The 25,752-nt window shown below is 74.0% G+C and carries 31 protein-coding genes; 11 read left to right on the top strand and 20 right to left on the bottom strand.

The window, feature by feature from the left end:
• The first annotated feature begins 22 nt into the window (after positions 1-22).
• Positions 23-907 carry an alpha/beta hydrolase fold domain-containing protein gene (locus NOCJ54_RS0114915; protein WP_036518154.1) on the top strand — a complete coding sequence of 295 codons (885 nt, stop codon included), beginning with the start codon at positions 23-25 and terminating at the stop codon, positions 905-907.
• Between the two features lies 1 nt (position 908).
• Here NOCJ54_RS0114915 and NOCJ54_RS0114910 read toward each other — a convergent pair whose 3' ends face one another.
• The 3 genes from NOCJ54_RS0114910 to NOCJ54_RS0114900 all read right to left on the bottom strand — a co-directional run bounded on the left by NOCJ54_RS0114910 (position 909) and on the right by NOCJ54_RS0114900 (position 2,950).
• Entirely contained in the window at positions 909-1,679 is a 771-nt protein-coding gene (locus NOCJ54_RS0114910) for an enoyl-CoA hydratase-related protein (RefSeq protein ID WP_232221800.1), read from the bottom strand.
• A gap of 161 nt (positions 1,680-1,840) precedes the next feature.
• On the bottom strand, positions 1,841-2,455 hold the full coding sequence (locus NOCJ54_RS0114905) for a TetR/AcrR family transcriptional regulator (protein ID WP_036518152.1): 615 nt from the start codon (positions 2,453-2,455) through the stop codon (positions 1,841-1,843).
• A gap of 114 nt (positions 2,456-2,569) precedes the next feature.
• Positions 2,570-2,950, bottom strand: coding sequence for an MmcQ/YjbR family DNA-binding protein (locus NOCJ54_RS0114900; RefSeq protein ID WP_028656131.1), 381 nt, complete (start codon positions 2,948-2,950; stop codon positions 2,570-2,572).
• Between the two features lie 102 nt (positions 2,951-3,052).
• Between NOCJ54_RS0114900 and NOCJ54_RS0114895 the strand changes: the two genes are divergently transcribed.
• Positions 3,053-3,346, top strand: coding sequence for a hypothetical protein (locus NOCJ54_RS0114895; protein WP_028656130.1), 294 nt, complete (start codon positions 3,053-3,055; stop codon positions 3,344-3,346).
• Positions 3,343-3,879 (top strand): hypothetical protein, encoded by a 537-nt coding sequence (locus NOCJ54_RS26030; protein ID WP_036518150.1) that lies wholly within the window; start codon positions 3,343-3,345, stop codon positions 3,877-3,879. The genes NOCJ54_RS0114895 and NOCJ54_RS26030 overlap by 4 nt, the downstream gene beginning before the upstream one ends.
• Positions 3,880-3,920: 41 nt before the next feature.
• Here NOCJ54_RS26030 and NOCJ54_RS0114885 read toward each other — a convergent pair whose 3' ends face one another.
• On the bottom strand, positions 3,921-5,177 hold the full coding sequence (locus NOCJ54_RS0114885) for an oxygenase MpaB family protein (protein WP_028656129.1): 1,257 nt from the start codon (positions 5,175-5,177) through the stop codon (positions 3,921-3,923).
• Between the two features lie 61 nt (positions 5,178-5,238).
• Here NOCJ54_RS0114885 and NOCJ54_RS0114880 point away from each other — a divergent pair, with 61 nt between their 5' ends.
• Positions 5,239-5,832, top strand: coding sequence for a TetR/AcrR family transcriptional regulator (locus NOCJ54_RS0114880; RefSeq protein WP_028656128.1), 594 nt, complete (start codon positions 5,239-5,241; stop codon positions 5,830-5,832).
• A 57-nt stretch (positions 5,833-5,889) separates the two neighbouring features.
• On the opposite strand, the gene NOCJ54_RS0114875 is transcribed toward NOCJ54_RS0114880, so the two are convergent.
• Positions 5,890-6,138 (bottom strand): hypothetical protein, encoded by a 249-nt coding sequence (locus NOCJ54_RS0114875; RefSeq protein ID WP_028656127.1) that lies wholly within the window; start codon positions 6,136-6,138, stop codon positions 5,890-5,892.
• 25 nt (positions 6,139-6,163) lie between these two features.
• Positions 6,164-7,063: a mycothiol conjugate amidase Mca gene (mca, locus tag NOCJ54_RS0114870; RefSeq protein ID WP_051485888.1), complete on the bottom strand. Its 900-nt coding sequence runs from the start codon at positions 7,061-7,063 to the stop codon at positions 6,164-6,166.
• A gap of 41 nt (positions 7,064-7,104) precedes the next feature.
• Between mca and NOCJ54_RS0114865 the strand changes: the two genes are divergently transcribed.
• Positions 7,105-7,515: a DUF4307 domain-containing protein gene (locus NOCJ54_RS0114865; RefSeq protein WP_028656125.1), complete on the top strand. Its 411-nt coding sequence runs from the start codon at positions 7,105-7,107 to the stop codon at positions 7,513-7,515.
• A 151-nt stretch (positions 7,516-7,666) separates the two neighbouring features.
• Positions 7,667-8,176, top strand: coding sequence for a transcription elongation factor GreA (gene greA, locus NOCJ54_RS0114860; protein WP_028656124.1), 510 nt, complete (start codon positions 7,667-7,669; stop codon positions 8,174-8,176).
• Between the two features lie 12 nt (positions 8,177-8,188).
• On the opposite strand, the gene NOCJ54_RS26025 is transcribed toward greA, so the two are convergent.
• Both NOCJ54_RS26025 and NOCJ54_RS0114850 read right to left on the bottom strand, forming a co-directional pair.
• Entirely contained in the window at positions 8,189-9,610 is a 1,422-nt protein-coding gene (locus NOCJ54_RS26025; protein ID WP_232221799.1) for an AI-2E family transporter, read from the bottom strand.
• Between the two features lie 52 nt (positions 9,611-9,662).
• A complete protein-coding gene (locus NOCJ54_RS0114850) occupies positions 9,663-10,853 on the bottom strand; it encodes a cystathionine gamma-synthase (RefSeq protein ID WP_051485883.1) in 1,191 nt (396 codons plus the stop codon).
• Positions 10,854-10,971: 118 nt separating this feature from the next.
• Between NOCJ54_RS0114850 and NOCJ54_RS0114845 the strand changes: the two genes are divergently transcribed.
• The 3 genes from NOCJ54_RS0114845 to NOCJ54_RS0114835 all read left to right on the top strand — a co-directional run bounded on the left by NOCJ54_RS0114845 (position 10,972) and on the right by NOCJ54_RS0114835 (position 12,954).
• Positions 10,972-11,922, top strand: coding sequence for a DUF5995 family protein (locus tag NOCJ54_RS0114845; RefSeq protein ID WP_232221798.1), 951 nt, complete (start codon positions 10,972-10,974; stop codon positions 11,920-11,922).
• Positions 11,923-11,971: 49 nt separating this feature from the next.
• Entirely contained in the window at positions 11,972-12,613 is a 642-nt protein-coding gene (gene msrA / locus NOCJ54_RS0114840; RefSeq protein WP_028656121.1) for a peptide-methionine (S)-S-oxide reductase MsrA, read from the top strand.
• 107 nt (positions 12,614-12,720) lie between these two features.
• Positions 12,721-12,954 carry a YiaA/YiaB family inner membrane protein gene (locus NOCJ54_RS0114835; RefSeq protein WP_028656120.1) on the top strand — a complete coding sequence of 78 codons (234 nt, stop codon included), beginning with the start codon at positions 12,721-12,723 and terminating at the stop codon, positions 12,952-12,954.
• Between the two features lie 114 nt (positions 12,955-13,068).
• On the opposite strand, the gene NOCJ54_RS0114830 is transcribed toward NOCJ54_RS0114835, so the two are convergent.
• On the bottom strand, positions 13,069-13,284 hold the full coding sequence (locus NOCJ54_RS0114830) for a hypothetical protein (protein WP_028656119.1): 216 nt from the start codon (positions 13,282-13,284) through the stop codon (positions 13,069-13,071).
• A gap of 106 nt (positions 13,285-13,390) precedes the next feature.
• Here NOCJ54_RS0114830 and NOCJ54_RS0114825 point away from each other — a divergent pair, with 106 nt between their 5' ends.
• On the top strand, positions 13,391-14,734 hold the full coding sequence (locus tag NOCJ54_RS0114825) for an ABC1 kinase family protein (RefSeq protein ID WP_028656118.1): 1,344 nt from the start codon (positions 13,391-13,393) through the stop codon (positions 14,732-14,734).
• Here the strand turns inward: NOCJ54_RS0114825 and NOCJ54_RS0114820 are convergent.
• The 10 genes from NOCJ54_RS0114820 to NOCJ54_RS0114775 all read right to left on the bottom strand — a co-directional run bounded on the left by NOCJ54_RS0114820 (position 14,712) and on the right by NOCJ54_RS0114775 (position 23,863).
• Entirely contained in the window at positions 14,712-15,452 is a 741-nt protein-coding gene (locus NOCJ54_RS0114820) for a VOC family protein (protein ID WP_028656117.1), read from the bottom strand. The two genes, NOCJ54_RS0114825 and NOCJ54_RS0114820, sit on opposite strands and share 23 nt — an antisense overlap.
• Entirely contained in the window at positions 15,449-15,835 is a 387-nt protein-coding gene (locus tag NOCJ54_RS0114815; RefSeq protein ID WP_028656116.1) for a hypothetical protein, read from the bottom strand. The genes NOCJ54_RS0114820 and NOCJ54_RS0114815 overlap by 4 nt, the downstream gene beginning before the upstream one ends.
• 30 nt (positions 15,836-15,865) lie before the next feature.
• Positions 15,866-16,645 carry a TSUP family transporter gene (locus NOCJ54_RS0114810; RefSeq protein WP_028656115.1) on the bottom strand — a complete coding sequence of 260 codons (780 nt, stop codon included), beginning with the start codon at positions 16,643-16,645 and terminating at the stop codon, positions 15,866-15,868.
• A gap of 10 nt (positions 16,646-16,655) precedes the next feature.
• Positions 16,656-17,207 carry a hypothetical protein gene (locus tag NOCJ54_RS0114805; protein ID WP_157514917.1) on the bottom strand — a complete coding sequence of 184 codons (552 nt, stop codon included), beginning with the start codon at positions 17,205-17,207 and terminating at the stop codon, positions 16,656-16,658.
• Between the two features lie 61 nt (positions 17,208-17,268).
• Positions 17,269-19,074, bottom strand: a complete 1,806-nt coding sequence (locus NOCJ54_RS0114800; protein ID WP_028656113.1) for an alpha/beta hydrolase — start codon at positions 19,072-19,074, stop codon at positions 17,269-17,271.
• Position 19,075: 1 nt separating this feature from the next.
• Positions 19,076-19,402 (bottom strand): hypothetical protein, encoded by a 327-nt coding sequence (locus NOCJ54_RS0114795; protein WP_145724035.1) that lies wholly within the window; start codon positions 19,400-19,402, stop codon positions 19,076-19,078.
• Positions 19,393-19,980 carry a hypothetical protein gene (locus NOCJ54_RS0114790; RefSeq protein WP_028656111.1) on the bottom strand — a complete coding sequence of 196 codons (588 nt, stop codon included), beginning with the start codon at positions 19,978-19,980 and terminating at the stop codon, positions 19,393-19,395. The genes NOCJ54_RS0114795 and NOCJ54_RS0114790 overlap by 10 nt, the downstream gene beginning before the upstream one ends.
• Before the next feature lie 73 nt (positions 19,981-20,053).
• The gene (locus NOCJ54_RS26020; RefSeq protein ID WP_036518148.1) at positions 20,054-22,066 is read right to left on the bottom strand and encodes a vWA domain-containing protein; all 2,013 of its coding nucleotides are present in this window, start codon (positions 22,064-22,066) and stop codon (positions 20,054-20,056) included.
• The gene (locus NOCJ54_RS0114780) at positions 22,063-22,458 is read right to left on the bottom strand and encodes an OsmC family protein (RefSeq protein ID WP_028656110.1); all 396 of its coding nucleotides are present in this window, start codon (positions 22,456-22,458) and stop codon (positions 22,063-22,065) included. Before NOCJ54_RS0114780 ends, NOCJ54_RS26020 begins: the two co-directional genes overlap by 4 nt.
• Complete coding sequence (locus NOCJ54_RS0114775) at positions 22,451-23,863, bottom strand: AAA family ATPase (protein WP_028656109.1); 1,413 nt, start codon at positions 23,861-23,863, stop codon at positions 22,451-22,453. Before NOCJ54_RS0114775 ends, NOCJ54_RS0114780 begins: the two co-directional genes overlap by 8 nt.
• Positions 23,864-23,911: 48 nt before the next feature.
• Here NOCJ54_RS0114775 and NOCJ54_RS26015 point away from each other — a divergent pair, with 48 nt between their 5' ends.
• Positions 23,912-24,736, top strand: a complete 825-nt coding sequence (locus NOCJ54_RS26015) for an adenylate/guanylate cyclase domain-containing protein (protein ID WP_036518147.1) — start codon at positions 23,912-23,914, stop codon at positions 24,734-24,736.
• Here the strand turns inward: NOCJ54_RS26015 and NOCJ54_RS26010 are convergent.
• On the bottom strand, positions 24,684-25,622 hold the full coding sequence (locus NOCJ54_RS26010) for a phosphatase PAP2 family protein (protein ID WP_051485882.1): 939 nt from the start codon (positions 25,620-25,622) through the stop codon (positions 24,684-24,686). The genes NOCJ54_RS26015 and NOCJ54_RS26010 overlap by 53 nt on opposite strands.
• Between the last annotated feature and the right edge of the window lie 130 nt (positions 25,623-25,752).

Here is a 25,752-nt window from a genome sequence, read left to right as displayed (position 1 = left end):
GGCCGGTGCTTGGATGGGATCCATGCACCTGCCGCTCCCCGCCGCCCGCCTGGTGGTCCGCCGGCTCGTCAAGCCGGTCCTCGGCACCCGGGTCCCGCCCGCCCGCCAGCGCCAGGTGATCAACGCGCTGATGCGGGTCGCGATCCTCCCGAAGGGCACCCGCACCGAGGCTGCCCACCTCGCCGGCGTACCGGCCGAGCGGATCAGCCCTCCCGGCAGCCGCCCGGACCGGGTGCTGCTCTACCTGCACGGCGGCGCCTACCTCATCGGGTCGCCGACCACCCACCGCGCCGCGGCGGCGCACCTGGCCGACGCGGCCGGTGCCGTCGCCTACGTCCTCGACTACCGGCTCGCTCCGGAGAACCCCTACCCCGCCGCGGTCGAGGACGCCCTCGCCGCCTACCAGGGCCTGCTGGAGAGCGGCTTCTCCGCCGAGCACGTCGTCGTCGCCGGCGACTCCGCCGGTGGCGGCCTCGCCCTCGCGCTCGCCCTGCGCCTGCGCGAGGTCGGCATCCCCGCCCCGGCCGCGCTCGGCCTCATCTCGCCGTGGGTGGACCTGTCGCTCGCCGGCCTCGACACCACCGTCGACGACCCGCTGCTCAGCCGCGGCTGGCTCGAGCTCGGCGCCGCCTCCTACGCGCCCGGCGGCACCGACCTGCCCGAGGTCTCCCCGCTGCGCGCCGACCTCGCCGGCCTCCCACCGCTCTTCGTGCAGGCTGCGAGCGACGAGATGTTCCGCCTCGACGTGGAACGCTTCGTCGACGCCGCCCGCGCCGCCGGGGTCGACGTCACCTACGCCCTCCTCGAGGGCCACTGGCACGTCAGCCACCTGTTCGCCGGCATGGTCAGCGAGGCCACCGACGTGGTGCGCCAGCTCGGCGGCTGGCTGCGCGGGGCGCTGGGCTGAGCTACTCGCCCCGCCAGACCGGGTCGCGGCGCCCGAAGAAGGCGTTGATCCCCTCGCCGAGGTCCTTAGACGCCATCAGCCGGCCCAGCGCGGCGTCGCTCGCCGCCCAGTCGTCGGCCTCCTCGCCGTTGATCTCCCGGTTCGCGATCGCCAGCGACTCGCGCACGGCGAGCGGGGCGTTCCCGCAGATCGTGGCGGCCACGCCGAGGGCGACGTCGAGGGCCAGGCCGGGCTCGACGAGCCGGTTGACCAGGCCCAGCCGCTCGGCCCGCTCGGCGTCGACCGGCTCCCCGGTCAGCAGCATCTCGCGCGCGACGTTGGCGGGCAGGACCCGCGGGGCACGGAACACGCCGCCGAAGCCGGCGAGCAGGCCCCGTCGTACCTCCGGGAGGCCGAAGGTCGCCGTGCGCGAGGCGACGACCATGTCGCAGCACAGCACCAGCTCGAAGCCACCGCCGAGCGCGTAGCCCTCCACCGCGGCGATCAGCGGCTTGGGCCGCACCCGCGACATGATCCCGGCGATCCCGCCGCGCTCGGTCGGCTCCCCCGCCCCCTCCGCCAGGTCGGCGCCGGCGGAGAACAGCCGCGGCCCGCCGGTCAGCACGCCGCACCACAGCTCGTCGTCGTCCTCGAGCAGGTTGAGCGCCTCGTCGAGGCCGCGGGTGACGGCAGGGTTGATGGCGTTCCGCTTCGCCGGCCGGTCCAGCCCGATGACCAGAGTCCGCTCGTGGCGGATGGTGCGGACGGCGATCTCGCTCTCGGCCTCGCTCACCCGCCACAACCTAGCCGCCCGCCGCCGCTAGCACCGCCCACCCCTCCTGTCCACCCCTGTGCGGTAGTCCCGGGTCAAAAGCACCTTCCGACGGCGTGTCGCGGTGCTTTTGACCCGGGACTACCCCAGCTACGGACCAGCAACGGACCAGGTAGGGCGGGTCAGCGGGCGCGGAGCAGCGGGGCGAGGTAGCGGCGGGCGACCTCGCCCATGGCCGCGTCGTCGTCGAGGTCGAGCTGGTGGCTGGGGGTGAGCAGGAAGGAGGTGGTGAGGCGGACCATCACCTCGGCGACGACGTCGACGTCGACGGACTCGTCCACGTTGCCGGCGGCCTGCTCGCGGCGCAGCTGGCCGGCGACGAACTGCGAGACGAGGGCGAGGGTGCGGCCGGTGCGGCCGAGCATCGGCACCAGGGCCTGCGGCTCGGCGGCCATGAGGTGCCCGATCAGCGGGTTGGTGCGGATCGCGCGCAGCGAGCTGACGAAGCCCAGCACGACCCGCTCCTCCGCGGTGCGCGCGGGGGCGATGTCGACGAGGAACCGGTCGAGGTAGCGGCGGAACTCCCGCAGCACCACCTGCTCGACGAGGGCTTCCTTGGAGCTCACCCGGCGGTAGACGGTGATCCGGGACAACCCCGCGGCGCGGGCGACCTCCTCCATCGTGGTGCGCTGGATGCCACGGCGGCAGAACAGCTCGTGCGCCGCGTCGAGCAGCGCGGCGTTGGCCTCGTCCCCCGCGGCCGGGCCGTCGGCCTCCGCCAGGGCGCGTGCGAGCAAGGACTCGCCCGTACCGGTCGTTGCTGCCTCCACGACGCCTCCCGCGCTGGTCTCGACTGTCCCCACATTCTCACCCCGGACTGCGCGGTCCGGCGTCCCCGACCTGTGGGGTGATCACGCGGGCGGTCGGTCGACGAGGGCGACCAGCCGCTGGGGCGCCTGCAGGCAGTAGGAGTCGGTCAGGAGCTCGGCGAGCTCCTCCCAGTCGGTGTCGCCGTCGAGCAGCATCCCGACCATGTTGCCGCCCCACTCGCCGCGGAAGTACGGCGGACCGAGGTGCTCGAACGCCAGCACCTCGTCCGGCTCGGCGCGGAAGGTGATCCGGAACAGCTGGTCCTCGCCGCCGAAGACGTGCGCCACCGTGGCCGTGCGCGCGACGCGCCAGCGCACGCCGACCCAGGCGTCCTCCTCGTGGCACTCGGGCATCCGGGCGAAGATCGCCCGCAGCCGGGCGAGCACCTCGCCGGGGACGTCGGGACGGTCGGAGCGGGCCACGGCAGCAACCTCCCACACCCCGCCGACACCGGCCCAGCCCCATCCGGCGGCGCTGTCAACAGATTCTTGACAAACCGCCATGCGTCAAGAAAACCTTGACACATGACACCTCGGGACGACGCACCCGGCTCCGCCGCCTCCCCCTCGACGATCGCGCTCGTCGTCATCGGCATCGCCCTCACCACGACCGCCAACGCCCTCGACGGCTTCCTGCGCGGCCTGCTCCAGGGCGCGGGCATCGCCCTGATCCTCGCCGGCGCAGCGGTGCTCGGCGCCCACCTCCGGCGCGACCGGAGGGACAAGGGCAAGGGCAAGGGCACGGGCACCGGCAACGGCACCGGCAACGGCACCGGCGACGGCATGTGGCTGCCGAGCCGGGACGAGGACCCGTCGTGAGCGACCTCGTCGACACCATCGGCCTCGCGATCCTGACCGGCGTCGACGCCGAGGACCAGCTCGCCGTCGTACGACGTGCGGCGGAGGCCGACCGCGCGACCCACGACCTGCTCCAGCAGGCCGTCACCGCGGCCCGCGCCGGCGGCCACAGCTGGGCCGCGATCGGGAGCACCCTGGGCCTGACCCGGCAGGCCGCCCAGCAGCGCTTCGGCCGCGACGACGCGGGCGACGACACGGGCGACAACAGCAATGCCCCGGACGGCCCGGAGGAGCGCTGGCTGGGCCCGGTCACCGCCTTCGACGAGATGGCCGAGCTCGAGATCGCCGGCCGGCTCGGCTGGCACACCGTCGGCGCCGGCCTCCTGCGGCACCGGATGGTCCGCACCGCCACGCAGTGGGAGCACAAGCGGGTGCTGTGGACCGGCTCGCTGGCGCGCTACGAGCGCGACGGCTGGCAGGTGGGCTGCCGCGCGCTGCCGTGGGTCTACCTCGTGCGCGACACCGGCGAGCCCGCCCAGCAGCCGGCCCGCTGAACCGTCCGACGGGCCCCGACGAGTCGGGCGGGGCACGCGGCTCAGGCCTGGAGCGCGCCGACCTCCTCGCGGTCGCCCTGGAAGTAGCTGTCGAGCAGCCACTGCGCGCGGCGACCGCCCCAGCGCCACAGCCGCTCCTCGCCGCCGGGCAGGTGGCGCAGCACGCGGTAGCGCAGGGTGTTGAGGGCGACGATGTAGCCGTGCGCCCACGGCGGGCGCATCGGCAGCCCGAGCTCGCGCATGCTCTCCGGGCCGAGGAAGACGGTGAGCATCGAGAGCAGCCGCTCGCGCTCGTAGCGGGCCCGCACGCCCTGCAGCGCGGCCGGCCAGCCCGGGTAGTGCCGCTCGGTCTGGGCGGCGACGACGGCCTGGGCCAGCTGCGGGCCGGCGTCGGTGATCGGCCCCTGGGCGAGCAGGACGTGGTAGTCGATGCGGTGCCGCTCCCACTCGTCGTCGACGAGGAAGTCCTCGTCCACCCCCATCAGCCAGCCGACGTACTTCCACAGGTGCATGAGGGCCCGCGACTCGCGGCGGCTGAACGGCACGCCGAGGGCGCGGGCGCCGATCAGCAGCACGCCGTCGAACAGGCCGAGGGTGGAGGCCTGGTCGGCCTGGTTGATCGGCAAGCCCCAGGCGTCGGTGTCCCAGCGGCCCTCGAAGGCGTGGTTGACCAGCGCGTGCATCAGCCGCACGTGGACCGTCAACCGCCAGCCCTCGCCCGTGACGGGGAGCAGCGCGCCGGGATCGGTGAGCGACGAGCCCCACTTCTGGGTCTCGCCGAGGCGGCGCAAGGTCTGCCCGCCGGTCAGCCCGCCGGTCGCGACGAGCAGGTCGGTCGGGCCGCCGAAGCGGTAGCCGCCGACGAGGGAGAGCTGCAGCAGCACGTCCTGGGCGTTCTGGCCGAGGCGGCGGAAGACGCGGGCGCCCTCCTCGACGAGGTCGCGGTCGAGCCAGGCGGGCTCGGCCTGGACCTCGGCGAAGAAGGCGGCGAGTGCCGGCGGCGCGTCAGCGACGGCCTCGACGCCGTGCGTGAGGGCCTGCCGGAACTGCGCCATCTCGACCTTGCCGGTCGCGCCTGCTCGCAACCGGATCGCGTCCGCGAGCCGGGCCCCGAGCTCGTCACGCTCCGTCATCGCCCGCCCGATCCGGTCCATCAGGGCCTCGTCGACCTGCCTGACCCGCGCGAACAGCTGCAGCGGCCGACCGAGGCGACGGCCGCGCGCCTCGGCGGCGCGGAAGCGTGCAGGGTACGACGGTCCGTCGGTCGTGTCGCGGGTGGTGGCGAGGTCGGCGGTCATGCCATGATCGTGACGCGAGCCATCGCTCGCATTCAACTCGCGATCCACGAGGGAGGCGCCGGTGCGCAAGGCCCCGCAGCAGGCCCGCTCACGCGAGATGGTCGAGCGCATCGTGGCCGCCGGCCGGCAGGTCCTCGTCGAGCACGGCTACGACGCCTTCAGCACCAACCGGGTCGCAGCCGCCGCCGGGGTCAGCCCCGGCTCGCTCTACCAGTACTTCCCCGACAAGGGCGCCATCCTCGACGTCGTGCTCGACCGCTACTGGGCCGAGGTCGCCGACCAGGTCGCCGCGTCGCTCGCCGACCGGATCGGCGAGACCGGGCCGGGGATGGTCCGGGCGACCGCCGACGCGCTGGTCGGTGCGCTCGAGGCCGACCCCGTCGCGCTGCAGGTCCTCGCCGAGGAGCTGCCCCTCGGGCGCAACCGCGACCGCCGCGCCGACCTCGAGCGACGGGTCCGCGACATGGTCGCGATCTACCTCGCCGCACGCCCGGACGCCTCGCAGCGGCCGGACCCGGCCGTGGCCGCGTGGGTGGTGGTGCTGGCGCTGGAGAACCTCGCCCTGCGCTGGGTGCTCGACCAGCCCGCCGCGGTCACCCGCGAGGCGCTGCTCGACGAGGTGGTCGCCCTGGTCGGCGGCTACCTCACCACCTGACCGGCTCCTGCCGGGCCGGCGGGGTCAGGCCGGGGTCAGGCCGGGGTCAGGCCGGGATCAGGCGTCGTCCGCGGAGGAGTCCGACCCGGCGTCGGAGTCGACCGGGTCGCCGTACACGCCCTGGTCCTTGGCGCGCTGCGCGGTGCGCAGGCTGCGGGTCAGGGCGAAGCCGATGACCGCCACGGCGACGATCAGGCCCAGGAAGATCCAGAACGCCGTCCAGCCCGCGACGACGTCCTCGTCGGCCGGCGCCTTCTCCTCGGCGAGGACGAGCGCGTTGACCACGGAGGCAGCGAGGGCGTGCATGGGTCCAGTGTCGCAGGCGCCGGGATCAGGCGTCGGGGGTGACCCCCGCGAACAGGTCGTCCTCGGGCACCGTGGACGGCACGTGGCTGGTGACCAGCTCGTAGTCCTCCGTCGGCCAGACCTCGGCCTGCAGCTCGCGCGGCACCGCGAACCAGAAGCCGTCGGGGTCGATCTGCGTCGCGTGGGCGAGCAGTGCCTGGTCACGCACGCCGAAGTACTCCGCGCACGGCACCTTCGTGGTGATCCGGGCGTCCCACTCAGGCTCCGGCTTCCACTCCCTGAGCCGCTCCTCCCACGGCGACTCCAGGCCGTGGGCGAGCATCGCGTCGTGCAGCGCCTGCATCCGCGGGCGGTTGAACGAGTGGTGGTAGTAGAGCTTGAGCGGCTGCCACGGCTCCCCCGCGTCCGGGAAGCGCTCGGGGTCGCCTGCCGCTTCGAAGGCCGCGACGCTCACCTCGTGGCAGCGGATGTGGTCGGGGTGCGGGTAGCCGCCCCGCTCGTCGTACGTCGTCATCACGTGCGGGCGGAACTCGCGCACCAGCCGCACCAGCCGCTCGGTCGCCTCCTCCAGCGGCACGAGGCCGAAGCAGCCCTCGGGCAGCGGCGGCTTGGGGTCGCCGTCCGGCCAGCCGGAGTCGACGAAGCCCAGCCACGCCTGGTGGATCCCCAGGATGTCGCGGGCGCGCTCCATCTCCTGGCGGCGCACCTCGGTGATGTTCTCGAGGATGTCCGGGCGGTCCATCTTGGGGTTGAGGATCGAGCCCCGCTCACCGCCGGTGCAGGTCACGACGAGCACCTCGGCGCCCTCGGCGACGTACCGCGCCGTGGAGGCCGCGCCCTTGCTCGACTCGTCGTCGGGGTGGGCGTGGACGTGCATCAGTCGCAGGCCGGTGCGGTCCACGGCCGGGACGTGGGAGGAGGGCATGCCGCCCATCGTAGAAAAAACCATCGTGGGACGATGAACCGGTGAGCACGAGCCACGATTCCCTCGCCGACCGGTACGGCGAGCCGCCTACCGGTCGCCGGGCTGTCGCGCTCGCCGTCGCGGGTCTCGTGGTCGTCGTCCTGGCCGGCCTGCTGGCCTGGATCACCTTCTTCCACGCCGACCCCACGATCTCCTCGCAGGAGATCGGCCACGAGGTCGTCGACGACCACCACGCGACCATCCGGGTGCGCATCGAGGCCGACGACGACATCGAGGACCCGGAGTGCACGCTGCGGGCGATCTCGCACGACAAGGCGGTCGTCGGGGAGGACACCTTCGCGCCGGACCTGTCCCAGGGACCGGTGCACCGCTTCGAGGTCCGCACCGAGCGTCGGGCCACCACCGTCGAGTGGCTCGGGTGCCGGGCCGAGGGCCAGCCCCGCTACCGCTAGCCTCGGCGCCGGCACCGCCGCACGGGCCCGGGGACGACGTGGCCCCGCCTGTGGATGTGTGCGTTCAAGTCGGTCGCTGACCGCCGAGCCGGTAAACTAGAACGTTCATGTACCCGAACGGGTATGCGACGAGCAGCACAGGAGTTCACTCATGTCTCAGACCGACCAGTCCGGTGCCACCAACACCGTCTGGCTGACCCAGGACGCCTACGACAAGCTCCGGGCGGAGCTGGAGCACCTCAAGGGTCCCCGCCGCGCCGAGATCGTCGCGGAGATCAGTGCTGCGCGCGACGAGGGCGACCTCAAGGAGAACGGCGGCTACCACGCCGCCCGCGAGGAGCAGGCCAAGAACGAGGCGCGCATCCTCCAGCTGGAGGACATGCTGCGCCGCGCCGAGATCGGCGAGACGCCTCCGGACGACGGCGTCGTCGAGCCGGGCATGGTGGTGACCTACAAGTTCGAGGGCGATGACGACGACGAGGCGGAGTCCTTCCTCCTCGGCGCCCGCGAGATCGAGCCCGACGGCCTCACCGTCTACTCGCCGCAGTCGCCGCTGGGCCAGGCCATCAACGGCCGCACCAAGGGCGAGACCGTCAGCTACGAGGTCAACGGCAAGACCCAGACGGTGATCATCCTCGACGCCAAGCCGTACGTCGGCTGACGCGCCGGCCGGTCATGCCGGCCGGCCCGCCGACTGCTCCGAGCCGTCCGTCCCCCCGGGGTCGGGCGGCTCGGCCGTTCCCGGGGGTGCGCCCGCGGGTTCCTGCTCGGGCATCTCGGCGAGCTCGGCGAGGTGGAGCACCACCGCGTTCGCGGCGGCGGCGATCGGCACCGCGACCAGCGCCCCGGCGATGCCCGCGACCAGCACACCGCAGGCGATCGCGAGGATGACCGCGAGCGGGTGCACCGAGACCCAGCGGCCGAGCAGGAAGGGCTGCAGGAAGTGGCCCTCGACCTGCTGGACGCCGACGACGACCGCGATCATCAGCAGCGCGTCGACCGGTCCCTGGTCGACGAGGGCGACGAGCACGGCGACGCTGCCGGCGATGGTGGCACCGATCATCGGCACGAACGCCCCGAGGAAGACCAGCACGCCGATCGCGAGCACGAACGGCACCCCGAGCGCCGCGGCGCCGATCATGATGCCGATGGCGTCGACGAGGGCGACCACGACCGTGGCCCGGACGAACTGGACCAGCGAGATCCACGCGACGCGGCCCGAGCTGTCCACGCGCACCCGCGCCGCGCGCGGCGCGAGCCGCACCAGCCACGACCAGATCCGCTCGCCGTCGGCGAGGAAGAAGTAGGTCGCGAACAGCGAGATGAAGAACCCGGCGAGCACGTGGCCGACCGCGGCGCCGACCGACCCGACCTGGCTGAGCACCGCGCCGTCCTTGGAGCGCTCGGTGATCAGGTCCTGGACGCTCTTGATGTAGTCGTTGATCTGCGAGTCGCTGGCCTGGACCGGCCCCTCCTGCAGCCAGTCGCGGACCTCCTGCAGCCCGTCGACCACGCCGTCGGCGAGGTCCTGCGCCCCGTCCGCCACCTGGTTGCCGGCGAAGGTCAGCAGCGAGCCGACGACCACGAACCCGAGGACCACGATGAGCAGCGCGGCGATCCCGCGCGCCAGGCCCAGGCGGACCAGGCCCTGCACGAAGGGGGCCGCCAGCGCGCTGATCAGCAGCGCGACCGCGATCGGCACGGTGACCACGGCGAAGTAGCCGACCAGCCACAGCAGCACGTAGCCCGCGCCGGCGATGAGCAGCAGCCGCCACGCCCATCCGGCCGCGAGGTCGAGGCCGTAGGGCACCTCGGCGCGACGCAGGTTCGACGGACCCGCGATGATCGCCGGCACCTCGTGCCGGCGTCCCTCGCGCTCCTCCCGGGCGAGGGTCCACTGGTGGATGAACCGCCGGAGCAGCCGCTCCTCCTGCACGCCCTCGTCCGGACCGAGCGGCGGCTCGTCGTCGGCGACGACCTGCTGCGCGGCGTCGCGGGCCTCCTCGGAGACCCGCTGGTCCTGCCCGGCGTCCTCAGCGGCGTCGGGCTCGGAAGTGCCGTCGTTCGGGCCGTCCTGCGGGCCGTCGGTGCTCACACCGCGACCCTAGACGACCGCTGGTACGACGACCGGTCGTCGCGATGCGCCGCTAGGAGGTCGCGCCGAGCGCTCGCTCCAGGTCGGCGAGCAGGTCCTCGGGGGTCTCGATGCCGACGCTGAGGCGGACCAGGTCGGCGGGCACCTCGAGGTCGGTGCCGGCGACGCTGGCGTGGGTCATCCGGCCCGGGTGCTCGATCAGCGACTCCACACCACCCAGCGACTCCCCGAGGGTGAACACCTTCGTGGCCGCGCAGATCGCGAGCGCCTGCTCCTCGCCGCCGCGCACGCGGAAGGACACCATGCCGCCGTAGCGGCGCATCTGCCGCGACGCGACCTCGTGCCCCGGGTGCTCGGCCAGGCCGGGGTAGATCACCTGGGCGACGGCCGGGTGGCCGGCGAGGAACTCCACGACCCGCTCGGCGTTGTCGCTGTGCCGCTCCATCCGCAGCGCCAGCGTCTTGAGTCCCCGCAGCACCAGCCAGGAGTCGAAGGGACCGGCGACGCCGCCGATCGAGTTCTGGTGGAAGCCGATCGTCTCGGCGAGCTCGTCGTCGTCGACGACGAGCGCTCCCCCGACCACGTCGGAGTGCCCGCCGGCGTACTTGGTCGTCGAGTGCACGACCACGTCGGCGCCCAGCGCCAGCGGCTGCTGGAGGTACGACGACGCGAAGGTGTTGTCGACGACGAGGCGTGCCCCGGCGTCGTGGGCGACGGCGGCCAGGGCCTCGATGTCGCCGATCGACAGCAGCGGGTTGGTCGGCGTCTCGAGCCACACCAACTTCGTCTCGCCCGGGCGGATCGCGGCGCGCACGGCGTCGGGGTCGTTGACCGGCGCCGGGCTGTGGGCCAGGCCCCAGTTCGTCGCGACCTTGTCGAAGAGTCGGAAGGTGCCGCCGTAGGCGTCGTTCGGCAGCACCACGTGGTCGCCGGGCCGGCACAGCGCCCGCAGCAGCGTGTCCTCGGCGGCGAGGCCGGAGGCGAACGCGAAACCGTGTGCCCCGCCCTCGAGCGCCGCCAGGGTCGACTCCAGCGCGGTGCGCGTCGGGTTGGCCGACCGGCTGTACTCATAGCCGTTGCGCAGCCCGCCGACGCCGTCCTGGGCGTAGGTCGAGGTCGCGTAGATGGGTGGGATCACCGCGCCGGTGGTCGGGTCGGGCGCGTAGCCGGCGTGGATGGCCCGGGTCTCGAAGCCCGCCCCGTCGAGGTGGTCGGTGTGCGCCTGGGTGTGGTTGTCGCTCACCCTGCGAGCGTAGCGAGGGGGCCGGCGGGGCCTCGGCACACGGTCGGCCGCCCGGCTGCGCGACCGGCGCCCCAGCGGCGTGCGCGTGACAACGCGAGCAGTCGCTCGTTTCCGGGATGTGACCCGCATCACCCGCGCCCTCGCCACCGTCGCCGCGAGCGCCCTCGCCGCCGCCGTGCTCGCCCTGCCCGCCGCACCGGCCTCGGCGGGTGACTACGACGGCGACCCGGACCCACTGCGTGGCCTGCTGCTGCCCCCGATCGACGGCCTCGTGGCCCTCCTGGCGCCGTTGCCGATCCCGGCGACGCCGTACCCGGGCGACGTGTGCGTCAGCGGCGGCGACGAGTGCATCGACGAGGTCGTCGTGCGGATGGAGGAGCGCCTCGACCGGCTGGTCGGGACCTGCTCGCACAGCGCGGTGTTCTCGCTGGCCTACCTGCGGGTGACCGAGAACGTCCGCGACGCCGTCCGCTCCGGCTTCTTCGAGGACCGGGCGTGGCTCAACCGCGTGGACGCGGTGTTCGCCGAGATGTACTTCGACACCACCTCCCGCTGGGAGGCCGGCCAGCGCACCGGTCTGCCGAAGGCGTGGCAGATCGCGCTGAAGGCCGAGGACGACCGCGCGGTGAGCGGCCTGGGCAACTTCCTGCTCGCGATGAACGCCCACATCAACTGGGACTTCCCGCACGTGCTCGCCGAGGTCGGCCTGACCGGGCCGGACGGCAGCCACAAGGCCGACCACAACCGCTACAACGACCGCCTCGACAGCCTCTACGTCCCGGTCTTCACCGAGATGGCCGCCCGCTTCGACCCGACCTTCGACGACATCGACCTCGGGACCCTCGACGACATCGGCGTCGGCGTGGTCATGCGCGGGTGGCGCGAGATGGTCTGGCGGCACGCGGAGGCCCTGACGCTCGCCCGCACACCCGCGGCCCGCAGGCTCGTGCAGAAGGAGATCGAGCTCTACTCCGCGCTGCAGGCCCAGCTGATCCGCAGCGTGTTCACCGCCCGGCCGGCGAAGCGCGACGCCTGGTGCGCCGAGCACGGCGCCGCGCAGCCCGGGTGAGCCGATCCGGGCGACGGGCACGGCTTGCGCGACGGGCGACAATGGAGGCATGTTCACCCGCCGCAAGACCGAGATGGTCGACCCCGCCGAGGCCCTGCCCGGCCGCAGCGCGCCCGCGTTCGCCCTGCCGACGCTGCACGAGGTCCTGCACACGCCGCTGGTCACCGACGAGGTCCCGGACGGCATGGAGGTCGCGGTCTTCGGGCTCGGCTGCTTCTGGGGCGCCGAGGAGATCTACTGGCAGCTCCCCGGCGTCTGGTCGACGTCGGTCGGCTACGCCGGCGGCACGACCCCGCACCCGACGTACGAGGAGGTCTGCAGCGGGCGCACCGGCCACACCGAGGCCGTGCGCATCGTCTTCGACCCGACGAAGGTCTCCTACGCCGACCTGGTGAGGAAGTTCTTCGAGGTCCACGACCCGACCCAGGGCATGCGCCAGGGCAACGACGTCGGCACCCAGTACCGCTCGGCGATCTACTTCACCACCCCCGAGCAGGAGGCCACGGCCCGCGAGCTCACCCGGGTGTACGGCGAGGAGATCGCCCGTCGCGGCTACGGCGAGATCACCACCGAGATCGAGCCGGCCGGTGCGTACTACTACGCCGAGCCGCACCACCAGCAGTACCTCCACAAGGTGCCGCACGGCTACCGCTGCCACGCCAACACCGGCGTTCCGTTCCCGGAGGCCTGAGCGCGGGACCGGCCCACTGCCGGGACCGGTACTCAGGAACCCGCACGGCCGGGGTTGAGTAGTCCGACTCAGGCCGGGCCGGTGCCCTGCGGGCGAGGCTTCTCGGCATGACGAACATCAAGACGACCTACGCCTTCTACGTGCAGTCCGCCATCTCGTTCGCCGCCGCCCTGCTGTTCATGGTCGGCGGCATCTACTTCCTGCCGGTCGACGGCTGGATCCGCGCCTTCCTCTGCCTGGGCGCGCTGTTCCTCGTGAACTCGACCTTCGCGCTCGCCAAGTGCGTGCGCGACCAGCAGGAGCAGCGGGCCGGCGAGGTCCGGGTCGAGGCCTACCGCTGACCGGCACACCCTCACCCGTCGACCTCCACCGGACCCGCTGCACCACGCTCGCTCAGTCACCTTCACGTCACCTTCGCCCCGTCGACACCGCGAGGCCCAGAGACACCGCCGGCGTCAGCCGGCGAGCACCTCGCGGGCGTCGACGGCGGCGTGCTTGTCCTCGATCACGTCGGCCAGCTTCGCGACCTCGTCGTCGCTGAGGTCGACACCGGCCTCCGTCGCCCCCTTGCGCAGCTCCTCGGCCACGGTGCCCTCGGTGGCGCCGTCCTGCCACGAGGTGACGCGGTCGACGACGGCCTGGATCGCTTCGAATCGGTTCTCATCAGCCATGGCGGGGTGGTACCCGGCGCCCCCGCAGGCAGTCGGCGCCGCTCAGGCGACCGTCCCGGCGCCGGCACCGGCGCCGCGCCTTGCCGGGCGCTGCCAGACTGGCGGCATGGCCGACCTTCCCCGCAAGGCGGCGGCTCGCACCGCTCGCCTCGCCGCGCTCCCCCTCGGGTACGCCGGCCGCACCGCCGTCGGCTTCGGTCGCCGCCTCGGCGGCGCCCCGGCCGAGGCGGTGATGAGCGAGATCCAGCAGCGCACCGCCGAGCAGCTGTTCCGCACGCTGGGCGAGCTCAAGGGCGGCGCGATGAAGTTCGGCCAGGCGCTGTCGGTGCTGGAGTCGGCGCTGCCGGAGGAGATGGCGGCGCCGTACCGCGAGCACCTGACGAAGCTGCAGGACTCCGCACCGCCGATGCCCACCCAGACCGTGCGCGACATCCTCGCCGAGGACCTCGGCGACGACTGGCGCGACCGCCTGACCTGGCTCGACGGCGCGCCCACCGCAGCGGCGTCGATCGGGCAGGTCCACGAGGGCCGCTGGCACGACGGGCGCCGGGTCGCGGTGAAGGTGCAGTACCCCGACGCCGGCGCGGCGCTGATGGCCGACCTGCGCACCCTGGCCCGCGCCGCCCGCGCGATCGGGCCGCTGGTGCCGGGCGTCGACATGAAGCCGCTGGTCGAGGAGGTCCAGGCGCGGGCGCGCGAGGAGCTCGACTACGAGCTCGAGGCCCAGGCCCAGCGCGAGTTCGCCGCCGCCTTCCGCGACGACCCCCTGATCGTGGTCCCGGACGTGGTCGCGGTCGGGCCACGGGTGCTGGTCACCGAGTGGCTGGACTCGGCCGGCTCGCTGGCGACGGTGATCGCCGGCGGCAGCCAGGCCGAGCGCGACCACTACGGCGAGGTGTTCACCCGCTTCCTCTTCTCCGGTCCCGCACGCACCGGGCTGCTGCACGCCGACCCGCACCCCGGGAACTTCCGGGTCATCCCCGAGGCGGACGGCTCGCCGGGCCGGATGGGCGTGCTCGACTACGGCGCCGTGGCCCGGCTCCCCCAGCGCGGCCTGCCCGAGCCGATGGGGCGGCTGATCACGCTCTGCGCGGCCGGTGACGGGGACGGGTTGATCGAGGCGCTGCGCTCGGAGGGCTTCCTCAAGGAGCGGATCCGGATCGAGCCGGAGCTGCTGATGGACTACCTCTCCCCGTTCGTCGAGCCCACCCTCGTCGAGCGGTTCCGGTTCAGCCGGGAGTGGATGCGCGAGCAGTTCCAGCGGATCAACAACCCGAGGGACCCGGCCTACACGGTGAGCATCAAGCTCAACCTGCCACCGTCGTACGTGCTCATCCACCGCACCTGGCTGGGCGGCGTCGGCGTGCTGAGCCAGCTCGAGGCGGAGGCGCCGTTCCGCGCGCTCATGGAGGAGTTCCTCCCGGGGTTCACCCCGGGTCCGCGTCCGTGAGGCAGTAGGTCCGCCCCACGGGGTCGGTGAGCACGGTCCAGTGCGAGTGGACCGCGAGCACCCGCGCCCCGAGGGCGAGGTGGCGCTCGGTCTCCGCCGCACGGTCCGTGGTGCCCCAGTCGAGGTGGGCGCGCAGCGGTCCGTCCTCCTCGTCGAGGCGCTGGAGCAGCAGGCCGAGCGGCTGGCCGTCCGGCGGCAGGAGGAAGCGGAAGTGGGCGGCGATCGAGGACTGGTGCTCGCGCCAGCCGGTCAGCGTGCGCCAGAACGCCAGCTCCGCGTCGTACGACGCCCGCGGGACGTCGATGGCGACCTGGTCGACCCGCGCGGCGGACCCGCCGGGGTGCACCGTCGCGGACGGGCGGACCGAGGCCGGGCTGTCGACGAAGCAGAAGACGAGCCCGCCGGGCGAGGCCAGCACGACGTGGCCGCGGTCGACCAGCTCCACGGCGCCGGCGACCACGGCGGCGTCCGCGGCCGCCCGCGGGTCGGCGACGTGCAGGTCGAGGTGGACGCGGTCCGGTCCGGACTGCAGCCGCTGCACCCGCAGGAAGGCGTCGCCGTCGGGCGGGAGCAGGGTCGCGAACTCCTCGTGCTCCCCGCGCGGCGGCGAGAGGGCGTAGCCGGTGGCGCCCTGCCAGAACCCCACGCCGTGCTGGTGGTGCTCGGGGGCACTGTCGAGGAAGGCGGTGACCCAACGGGGGTGGGACCGCGTGGTCATCCGCCCACCGGTGCGCAGTCGTGGCCGCAGCCGTCGGGCGGCACCGGGCCGTCCGCGTGGGCGGCCGGGCGGTGCAGGACGGCGCCGGTGGCGGTGACCACGACGTCGTCACCGTCGACGCGGGCGGTGCCGTCGACGAGCAGGGTGTAGCCGTGCCGCTCGCGGGGCGGCAGCACGACGGTCACCGCGTCGTTGGCGTCGAGGTTGCGCAGCGTGCCCCGACCGGGGCCTGCGATCCGCAGCGTCCCGTCCTCGCCCGCGACGGGGTCGACGGTCACGACCTTCACCCGCGGCGCGTCACCGGTCGTGGTGGTCAGCAGGTAGCCGCTCTCGAAGTCGGCGAGGGCCTGGTGCAGGTCGGCGGGGTCGACGGGGATGCTCACCCTCCCGAGCCTAGGGAGACTCGGCGCGGCTCACCAGAGGCCGAGCACACCGCCGCCGATCCGGACCACGAAGGCTCCGACCACGACGATGAAGAACGCGCGGACGAAACCGGTGCCGCGGGCCACGGCGGTACGGGCGCCGAGGTGGCCGCCGACGAGGTTGCACGCACCCATCACCAGCCCGACGTCCCACAGGACGGCGCCGGTGGGGATGAACAGGAGCAGCGCGCCGAGGTTGGTGGCGAAGTTGGCGAGCCGCGCCTTCGCGCTGGCCTGGAGGAAGTCGTAGCCCATCAGGCCGACCAGGGCGAAGACGAAGAAGCTGCCGGTGCCGGGACCGAGCACGCCGTCGTACAGGCCGATGGCGAAGCCTACGACCATCGCCGCGGCGAGGTGCCGGTGGCCGGCGAAGCGGAGCTCGGCCTCCTCCCCCAGCCGCGGGCGCAGCACCACGTAGGCGCCGACCACGACGAGCGCGACCAGCACGATCGGCTCGAACGCCTCGCGCGGTATGCGGGACGCCGCGAGCGCGCCGGTGAAGGCCCCGGCGAGCGCGAGCAGCATCAACGGGCCGAACGTGCGGGGGTCCGGACGGATCCGGCGGTAGTAGGTGACCGAGGCGGCTGCGGTGCCGCAGATGGACGCGACCTTGTTGGTGGCCAGCACCTGCACCGGGCTGGCGCCGGGCAGCCCGACCAGCAGGGCCGGCAGCTGCACCAGTCCCCCGCCCCCGACGACGGCGTCGACGAAGCCGGCGGTGAGGGCGGCGAGGGCGAGCAGCGCCAGCACGCCCGGGGCGAGGTCGGACACCGGGCCGACACTACGGGCCGGCCGGGTCGTCCTCCCACGTGACGTCCTCGCGCTCGCGCTCGCCGAACTCCCGGGCGACGTCGTGGCCGGTGTCGACGCAGTCGGGGTTGCCGACGCCCACCTGTACCGCCGCGCCTCCCTCGACCCGCACCTGCACCTGCCCGCGCGTGCCGAGCACGATCGAGGGGTTCCCCGGACGCTCGACGCTCCAGCCCTCCTCCTCGAGCACGCGAGCGGCGGCGTCGACCGCCGGCCCCGCGCCGAGCGGGCTCGGCCCGAAGCGCAGGTGCTCGTCGACCTTCACGCCGTGGTAGGCGAAGGACTCGCCGCAGGCCCGGAACCGGCGGGTGCCGGCCTCGAGCTCGACGTCCAGCGCGTCCGCGATGGCGCGCACGACACCGTGGGCCGCGTCGACCTCCGCCTCCAGCCCGGCGACCCGGGCCTCCTCGTCGCCGGCACCGCCGCCCCCGCCCCCACCGTCGCCGTCACCGTCGCCGCCGCAACCCGCGACCGCAGCCGCGAGCGCGAGCACGGAGGTGGTCACCCCGAGAAACCGCTTCACCCTCGTGATCGTGCCCATGCCGTCCGTCCTCACTCCTCTGCGCTTCCTGCCCACCTCGTCGTCACCGCCCCGGCCGGAACAGGTCCGGCAGGCCCATCAGGCCCTCGCCGAGGCCCTCCACGGAGTCGCGGACGCCGGTGACGAGGTCCTCGCCCACGCCCCACACCCACTCCCCGCCGCTGGTCAGGCTCGAGCCGACCAGCAGCTCGTCGAGGGCCTGGTAGCCGCCGGGGTGGCGGCCCTCGACCAGGTCCGGGTCGCGGCCGGTGACGATGTCGGTGATGTTGTCGAGCGACTCGTCCTGGAAGTACGACGAGTGGTTGTCCAGCAGGTCCTGCACGCGGTAGGACCCGGCGTCGACCTCGAAGCGGTGCCCGCCGTACGCCGCTTGGGCCGGGTCGTGGCCGAGCGGGCCGGGCAGGGTGCCTGAGGAGCCGAGCAGCGTGATCGGGTCGTGGTCGGCCGAGCCGACCCAGACCTCGGCGCCGGTCAGCGCGTCGGCCGTGCTGGTCGGGGAGCCCGGGCTGCCGAGCAGCACCAGCTCGTCGACCGGTGCGCCGTCGAGCGCGGCGTGCGCCGACGTGGTGGCGCCGTAGCTGTGCCCGACCAGCGAGAGGTGTGCGGGCGCGCCGGCGTCGCTGGCGCGCAGGCCGTCGAGGTAGTCGGCGAGGTCCCGACCGCCCTCCGCCGCCTCGCCGGGCGTCACGACGCTGGCGAGGTCCCAGACCTCCGCGGGCGAGACGCCGTCGATGCTGGGGGCGTCGTAGTCGAGCCAGAAGCCGACGGCGGCCGAGCCCCGGTCGTGGGCCGCGTCGTAGAGGGCGTCGACGTTGTTGATCGTCGAGTCGAGGTTGCCGGTCTCCGACAGCGTGCCGGGCACGTAGACCGACACGTGGTCGGCGTGGTCGGGGTCGCCGAGGAAGAGTGCGACGCCGCCGTCGCCGGTGTGCTCGTCGGGCTGGTACTGGGTCAGCCGCGCCAGGGGTTCGCCGGTCAGCGGGTCGAGCTGCTCCCGGTAGTCGTCGAGGACGTCCTGGACGGCCTCGGCGTTGGCGAGCCGGTCGCGCTCGGCGGCGGTGAGCGGCTCCCCCTTGTCCTGCCGGGCGGTGAGCTCGTCGACGTCGGCGCCGACCGCGGCCCGGTTGGCGGCGTCGCGGGCGTCGGCCGGGACTCCGCCGAGGTTGCCGATGAGGGCGGGGTACGCCGCGACGAGGGCGGCCCGCTCCGCCGCCGTCAGGCTGCGCCACCACGCCGCCACCCTGGCGGGGACCCGCCGTGCGGGCATGCCCGCCAGCACGGCGGCAGGGTCGACCCGTCCCGGGTCGCCGGCGGCACCACGGCCCTCGCGCACGGTGTCGACCGCGGCGAGCGCGGCGACGAGGTCGGCCTCCGCCTCGTCGTACCGCACAGCCCAGTCCGCGATGTCGGCCCGCAACCGCGCGGCGCGCGCCTGCAGCCGCTCGGCGCGGCGCTGGAGCTCGGGGGCGTCGGCCTCGGTCGCTGCCTGGACCGCGATGCGCAGGTCGTCGATCGCCGCGTTGGTCCCGGTGCGGTCGCCGTCGAGCGTCAGCCACTGGGTGTGGAGGGCGACCAGGCGGTCCTCGAAGCGACTGGTCGCCAGCACGGCCTGCTCGAGCGCAGCCTCGGAGGTGTCCAGGCGCCGGGCGAAGCGGGTGAGCGCGTGCTCGGACGCCTCGGCAGCGTCGCCCTGGAAGGCGTCCGCCGAGGCCCGGTAGGCCCAGTCCTGGACGTCGTTGACGTTGACCAGCGCGGCGCGCAGGTCGGTCGCGAGGTCCGCCGCACCGGCAGGCAGCGAGGTCATCACCGGTAGCGGAGGGACCTGGGCCGGGATCGTGACGGTGGCCATCTCACGACTCCTGGATCGGTGCGGCGTGGTAGGTCCACGGCAGCAGCGAGCGGAGCCGCGCGGCCTCCGCCGTGTCGCTGGCGCCGAGGTCTCCGTCGAGGTCGACGAACGCGAGGGCGTTGGCCGAGGCCTGGCGCGACAGCACCGCCACCTCGCCGGACCACACCTCGAGGAAGGTCGCGACGGCCGCGGTGACGGTGGCGGACAGCTTCGCCGGCGCGACGCCGTCGAGGCGGGAGACGCTGCCGGACAGCTGGTCGTGGGCGTCGTCCCAGGCGTCGCGCGCCCGGGACAGGACGCCGGGCGGGACGTCGAGGGTCACAGCCACGACCGCACCTCCTCCCGCACCCTCGCCCGCTCCTCACGCCCCACGGGCAGGACGGGGCCGGCGAGGGTGAGCACGGTCGCGCCGGGGCCGGCCTCGCCCCGCAGCTCCGCGGCGGGCCCCCGGGCGGCCAGGACGGCGACCTCACCGCGGCTCGAGGGCCGCAGCAGCCAGCCGTCGCCCCCCAGCCGGCCGGCGACCGAGCGCAGCACCGCGGTCCCGCGCTCGAGGCCGGTCCCGGGCAACGCCTTCTGCACGACCAGGGCGTGCCCGCCGGGCCGGCCGCGCCAGGCGACGGAGGGCGGGTCGTCCGCGCCGGCCGCAGCGACGACCGGGGCGATCGCGCGCCAGGCGTCGGCGAGCGCGCGAGCCACCTCGTCGAGCACCGGGCCGGGGATGCCGCGAGCCCCGGCGGCCCTGTCGGCCCCGTCGCCCCGGTCGCCCCCGGCGGCCCCGGCGGCGCCCGGTGGCGGGAGCAGGACGAGGTCGACGTCGGGGTGCCGCTGCCGCACCGCCGACCAGAAGGGGTCGTCGTCGACCGCACGGGGGTCGACCCGTCGAAGGAGCCCGAGACCGTCCATGGGTGCTGGCTGCCCGCGTGGCGTGGGCCACAAACCCGGGCTGCGGGTCGTCCACAGCCACCGGGGCCGGGCGTCAGCCCACCCAGAACCCCCGGGAGCCGAACCAGTCGCCGTAGCTGCCCGGTCCGCCCGTCCCCGGCTGGCCGCCGCGGCGCGAGCCCAGGTAGGACCCGACGACCGCGGCGCCGAGGTCGCCCGCCTCCGGCGCGATCACCGAGCCGTCGACGCGACGCGCCATGGACTCGATGAAGCGGGCCAGGCCGGGGTCCTCTCCGAGCCGGAAGAAGGTCGTGTGCGCGCCGAGACGCCGGGCGTTGTCGAGCTCGCGGACGGCGAGGGCGATGGTCAGCGGGTGCGGCGGGTAGTTGAAGTAGACCTCGCCGCTCGACTCCAGGTGCGACGTCGGCTCGCCGTCGGTGACGATCAGCAGCACCGGCTGCGCGTTCGGGTGCTTGCGGAAGTGCCGGTTGGCGAGCAGCAGCGCGTGGTGGAGGTTCGTCCCCTTGGCCCAGCGCGCGTCGAGAGCGGTCAGCTCCTCGATCCGCATGGTCTGCGCGTGCCGGCCGAAGCCGATCAGCTCGAGGCTGTCGCCACGGAAGCGGGTCCCGATGAGTGTGTGCAGGGCGAGCGCCGTCTGCTTCATCGGCACCCAGCGGCCGTCCATCGCCATCGAGAAGGAGGTGTCGACGCACAGCGCGACCGCGGCCTGGGTGCGGGCCTCGGTCTCGGCCACCTCGACGTCGTCGATGGACAGCAGGGGCCCGCCGGGCTCACCGGCACGGCGCAGCACCCCGTTGAGCATGGTCCGCGGCAGGTCCCACGGCTCGGTGTCGCCGAACGCCCAGGGCCGGGTGGCGCCGGACAGGTCGCCGGCGGCCCCGGCCTGGCGCAGGTCGCGTTGCCCCTGGCGGCCCGACATCTTCTCGGCGACGTCGCGCAGCAGCGCCCTGCCGAGCTGGCGCATCGCCTTGGGGGTCAGCCGCAGCTCGCCGTCGAAGCCGCGCTCCATCGCGCCGGACTCGCGCAGGGCCTTCTCCAGCTCCTGCAGCTTGCGGGCGTCGACCGCGGCCTCGTTGCCGAGCTGCCGGGCGAGCTTGTCGAGGTCGACGTCGTCGAGCCGCGCCCCGCCGTACGACTGGGAGAGCTGGTCGGCGAGCACGTCGAGGTCGGCGAGGTCCTGCAGCACGCCGGTCCCGTCGCCCAGGCCCAGGCCCTGCTCGCCCTCGCCGAACTGCTCCGAGCCGGTCCAGTCCTCCCCGGGCCGCAGGGACTGCAGGTTGGCGTCGAGCCGGCCGAGCTGCTCCATCAGCGCGGGCGATCCGAAGGCCTGGGCGGAGAGCTTCATGAGCTCGCGACGCTGCTCCTCGGTCATCGAGTTGAGCATCCGCTGGGCAGCGGCGGCGCGCTGCGCCATGGCGTCGATCAGCTCGTCGACGTCCTGGGGGTTCTCCGGGAAGTGCTGCCCGTGCTTGTCCATGAACTCCTGGAAGTCCTCGGGGGTGTCCTCCCCGCGGGCGTGCTTCTCGAGGAGCTCGTTGAGGTCGGCGAGCATCTCGCTGATCGCCTGCCGATCGGCGTCCGTGGCGTTCTCGAGCGCCTGCTTCATGCCGGCGAAGCGCTGGTCGAGCAGCTCGCGGCCGAGCAGGTCCTTGATCTGCTCGTAGGCCTCGCGCGCCTCGCGCGACTGCCAGTCGTAGTCGCCCAGCTCGGTGACCGCCGCCGCCGGAGAGTCGGGCAGGTTCTGCATCCGCATCTCGCGGAAGGCGCGGTCGGCGTCGTCCATCATCGCGTCGCGGGCCAGCTGCTTGCGCTCCTCGAGGACGGCCTTCTCGAGCAGCTCGCGGACCTCGGCGAGGGTGCCGTCGAGGTTGTGCCGCTGCAGCAGCTCGCGCCGCCGCTCGGCGACCCGGCGGGCGAGGTCGTCGAGGCCGGCCTGGTCCTGGCCCCCGCGGCGCAGGAACTCGCGCATCGCCCGCTCCGGGCTGTAGCCGGCCATGACGTCCTGGCCGATGGCGTCGAGCGCCTCGGCGATGTCGACCGGCGGGGCGAGCGGGTCGCCGCCGTCGTACCTGCGGTAGCGGCTCATGGCTCGACCCTCCTCACGGCGGCGCCGGCGCGCAGCGCACGGGGGACCTCGGCGACCTCGTCGACGACCGCCAGCAGCTGGTCCACTGCCTCCGCCGATGCCTCGGAGTCGACGACGACGGAGTAGCTGATGCCGGTCGAGGCCCACGCCTGGTCGAAGCCGCCGTCGGCACTCACCGCGACCCCCTCCACGGGGATCCCCAGCTCCCGTGCCTCGCGGTGGACGTCGTTGAGCACGCACAGGGCCACCGAGAGGTGGAGGGCCTGTGCCCCGTTGGTCACCGGCCCGGCGAGCACGCCCTCGGGCGACCAGGCGTGCGGGAGCTCCACCCCGGGGCCCTCCCCGCGGAGGGTGCCCGAGGCCGCGCGGACCCCGAACGCAGCGTCAGCCATAGACCGTCTCGGAACCGTCGCTGTCCTTGCCGATGCGGCGGGCGAGGTACAGGCCCTCGAGGGCCAGCTCGATCGCTGCGGCACGCTCGCCGTCGTTGCGGCCGCCGCCGGGGCCGTTGACCCGCTCGCAGGCGGCGTCGTAGAGGTCGGACTCGCCCAGCACCGGCAGGCCCGCGAGGACGTCGCGAGCGGTCACGGAGGCACCGGTGGTGATCGTGGCGCCGTCCTCGACGGCGGCGACGAGGAGGGCGAAGTCGAGGCCGCGGAACTTCTCGCGCACCACCTCGGCGGTCGCGGTGCGGAGCAGGTGGGTGAGGATCTCGGCCTCGCGGCCCTCCTCGCCGGACTCGAACTCGATCTTGCCGCCGAGCACGTCGACGGCCGTCTCGAGGTCGACGACGCGGGCCACCGCCCGCTCCTCCCCGTGGATCGTCGCCCGGCGGAGCGCGGCCGCGGCGATCGTCTCGGCGCCGGCGATCGCGAACCGGGCGGACACGCCCGAGCGCTGGTCGACGGCGCTGGACTCGCGCAGGTTGCGGGTGAACCGGGCGAGGACCTCGACCAGGAAGTCCGGCACGTCCACGTGCTCGGGCAGCAGGTCGGCCTCCTGCCGGACCACCGCGACCTCGGCCTCGAGCGCGCGCGGGTAGTGGGTGCGGATCTCGGCGCCGAAGCGGTCCTTGAGCGGGGTGATGATCCTGCCGCGGTTCGTGTAGTCCTCGGGGTTGGCGGAGGCGACGACGAAGACGTCGAGCGGCAGGCGCAGGACGTAGCCGCGGATCTGGATGTCGCGCTCCTCCATCACGTTGAGCATCGCGACCTGGATCCGCTCGGCGAGGTCAGGGAGCTCGTTGATGGCGACGATGCCGCGGTGCGAGCGCGGGACGAGCCCGAAGTGGATGGTCTCCGGGTCGCCGAGCGAGCGGCCTTCGGCGACCTTCATCGGGTCGACGTCACCGATCAGGTCGGCGACCGAGGTGTCCGGCGTCGCCAGCTTCTCGGCGTACCGCTCGTCGCGGTGGCGCCACGCCACCGGGAGGTCGTCGCCGAGCTCGGCCGCGCGGCGCCGCGAGGCCACCGTGATCGGCTCGTAGGGGTGCTCGCCGAGCTCGGAGCCGTCGATGACGGGGGTCCACTCGTCGAGGAGGCCGACCAGGGTGCGCAGCAGCCGGGTCTTGCCCTGGCCGCGCTCGCCGAGCAGGACGACGTCGTGGCCGGCGATGATCGCGCGCTCGAGCTGGGGGATGACGGTGTCCTCGAGGCCGTGCAGGCCCGGCCACGGGTCCTCGCCACGGGCGAGCAGGTCGAGGAGGTTGGTGCGGAGCTCGGCCCGCAGCGACTTCTGCTGGTGGCCGGAGGCGCGCAGGGCGCCGAGGGTGGAGATGCCAGGAGCGGACGTGGTCACCGTCTCACGCTACTGCGGACGCACAACGGCCGTCGCTAGTCTTCGCTCGTGGCGATCGTCCTGGGGGTGCTCTGCCTGCTGCTCGTCGGCGTGGTCGTCGCCTTCGCCCGCGACCGCGGGCGCCTGCAGCGGCAGCTGGCCGACGCCCGGGCCCACATCGGCCAGCTCGAGGCCGACCTCGACGCGGCGCTCCGGCCGCCCCCGCCGTCCACGTCGGCCGACCGCGCCGTGCGTCGGGTCATCCGGGCCGCGAGCCGGGTGCGTGAGCGCGGGATCACCGGGCTGGTGCAGAGCACCATCGAGGACCTGCAGACCTGGGCGAGCGACGACGAGCGCGCCGACATCGTCAACATGGCCGCCTCCGACGGCACGGTCACCTTGTTCTTCTCCGACATCGAGGACTCGACCCGCCTCAACGACCGGCTCGGCGACGGCACGTTCGTGAAGGTGCTGGCCGCGCACGACCGGGTGCTGCGCGCCCAGATCGAGAAGTACCGCGGGCAGGTGGTCAAGACCGCCGGGGACGGTTTCATGGTGGCCTTCCGCGACGCAGAGGCGGCGTGCCGTGCGGCGCTGGGGATCCAGCGCGACCTGCGGCGCGACGTCACCCTGCGCCGGCACGGTCCGATCCTGGTCCGGATCGGCATCCACACCGGGCAGGTGGTCGCCCGCGACGGTGACTACTTCGGGCGCAACGTCGCGATGGCGGCCCGGGTCGCCGACCTCGCGCACGGTGGCGAGGTGCTCGCCAGCGACGCGGTCCGCGACGCCCTGGACGAGGACGCCGCGGTGGAGCTGGCCGAGCGGGAGCCCGTCGAGCTCAAGGGCCTGGCTGGCGAGCACGTGGTCTGGGAGGTCCTCCCGCCGCAGTGAGCCGCGACTCCTCCCGGACGTGGTCCCCGACCGGGGCCGCGGCCGCGGAGGCCGTGGCCGCGGAGGCCGTGGTCGCGGGCCGGTCGCCGGTGGGAGGTACGACGGGAGCGGGTTCGGGCGCCCGACGGTCGCGGGAGCGTCGTACGACCCGACCGACGAGCTCCACCACCAGGTAGGCGGTGACCACGCAGGCGCCCCCGGCGACGACGTCGAGGACGAAGTGGTTGGCGGTGGCGAGGACGGCGAACACCTGCAGGGTCGGGTACGCGACCGCCGCGACCCGCCACCAGGTGCGGCCCAGCCCCCACATCTGCACCGCGCACCACAGCGACCAGCCGAAGTGCAGCGAGGGCATCGCGGCGAACTGGTTCGTGGCGTCGCCCAGGCCGCGCGGGGCCGAGGCGGCACTCCCCCACCAGCCGTACTCGGAGAAGTGCGCCATCACGTCGACGGTGCCGAGCTCGGGCATCAGCCGCGGGGGTGCGGTCGGCAGCAGGGCGTAGCCGACGAGCGCGATCGCCGAGGCGAGCACGAGCGCCCAGTAGCCGCGCCAGTAGTGCCAGCCCCCGTGGCGCCGGGACACGAGGAGCACCAGTGGGGTCATCGCGTAGTGCATGAGGGCGTAGAAGTAGCAGGTCGCCACGGCGAGGGCCGGCAGGCCGAGGATCCACTCGTTGAGCGGGAGCTCGACCAGCGAGAAGAGGTCACCCTCGATCCGCAGGACCCCGCGGGCGTGGCCGAACGCGGCGGCCGGGTCGTCGCCCCACACCGCGCGGATCGCGTTGTAGGCGGTGAAGAGAGCCACCAGCACGCCCATCTCGACCAGCCAGGACCAGCCGCCGCCCAGGGGCAGCGGACGACGCGCAGTGGTGCGACTGGTCGTCACAGTGACCTCCTGCCCGGTGCGCCGGGAGCGGGTTCGTGCTCCCGCAAGTTACCCGGACCCCCGGCTGGGAGCGACGGATTTCTGGTGCGCGCGGACCAGCGGCGAGCCCCTCACGACCCTGCTCGCAGGC

The sequence above is a fragment of the Nocardioides sp. J54 genome (assembly GCF_000519005.1).
GTDB lineage: Bacteria > Actinomycetota > Actinomycetes > Propionibacteriales > Nocardioidaceae > Nocardioides.
The sequence above is the reverse complement of the archived record's forward strand: the minus strand, read 5'-3'. Positions and strand labels throughout refer to the sequence as shown.

Excerpts from the sequence above, each read along its gene's own strand:
- NOCJ54_RS0114915 (WP_036518154.1), top strand. The coding sequence starts at position 23 with ATGCACCTGCCGCTCCCCGCCGCCCGCCTGGTGGTCCGCCGGCTCGTC.
- NOCJ54_RS0114895 (WP_028656130.1), top strand. The coding sequence starts at position 3,053 with ATGACACCTCGGGACGACGCACCCGGCTCCGCCGCCTCCCCCTCGACG.
- NOCJ54_RS0114885 (WP_028656129.1), bottom strand. The coding sequence starts at position 5,177 with ATGACCGCCGACCTCGCCACCACCCGCGACACGACCGACGGACCGTCG.
- NOCJ54_RS0114875 (WP_028656127.1), bottom strand. The coding sequence starts at position 6,138 with ATGCACGCCCTCGCTGCCTCCGTGGTCAACGCGCTCGTCCTCGCCGAG.
- mca (WP_051485888.1), bottom strand. The coding sequence starts at position 7,063 with ATGCCCTCCTCCCACGTCCCGGCCGTGGACCGCACCGGCCTGCGACTG.
- greA (WP_028656124.1), top strand. The coding sequence starts at position 7,667 with ATGTCTCAGACCGACCAGTCCGGTGCCACCAACACCGTCTGGCTGACC.
- msrA (WP_028656121.1), top strand. The coding sequence starts at position 11,972 with ATGTTCACCCGCCGCAAGACCGAGATGGTCGACCCCGCCGAGGCCCTG.
- NOCJ54_RS0114835 (WP_028656120.1), top strand. The coding sequence starts at position 12,721 with ATGACGAACATCAAGACGACCTACGCCTTCTACGTGCAGTCCGCCATC.
- NOCJ54_RS0114830 (WP_028656119.1), bottom strand. The coding sequence starts at position 13,284 with ATGGCTGATGAGAACCGATTCGAAGCGATCCAGGCCGTCGTCGACCGC.
- NOCJ54_RS0114825 (WP_028656118.1), top strand. The coding sequence starts at position 13,391 with ATGGCCGACCTTCCCCGCAAGGCGGCGGCTCGCACCGCTCGCCTCGCC.
- NOCJ54_RS0114820 (WP_028656117.1), bottom strand. The coding sequence starts at position 15,452 with ATGACCACGCGGTCCCACCCCCGTTGGGTCACCGCCTTCCTCGACAGT.
- NOCJ54_RS0114800 (WP_028656113.1), bottom strand. The coding sequence starts at position 19,074 with ATGGCCACCGTCACGATCCCGGCCCAGGTCCCTCCGCTACCGGTGATG.
- NOCJ54_RS0114790 (WP_028656111.1), bottom strand. The coding sequence starts at position 19,980 with ATGGACGGTCTCGGGCTCCTTCGACGGGTCGACCCCCGTGCGGTCGAC.
- NOCJ54_RS26020 (WP_036518148.1), bottom strand. The coding sequence starts at position 22,066 with ATGAGCCGCTACCGCAGGTACGACGGCGGCGACCCGCTCGCCCCGCCG.
- NOCJ54_RS0114780 (WP_028656110.1), bottom strand. The coding sequence starts at position 22,458 with ATGGCTGACGCTGCGTTCGGGGTCCGCGCGGCCTCGGGCACCCTCCGC.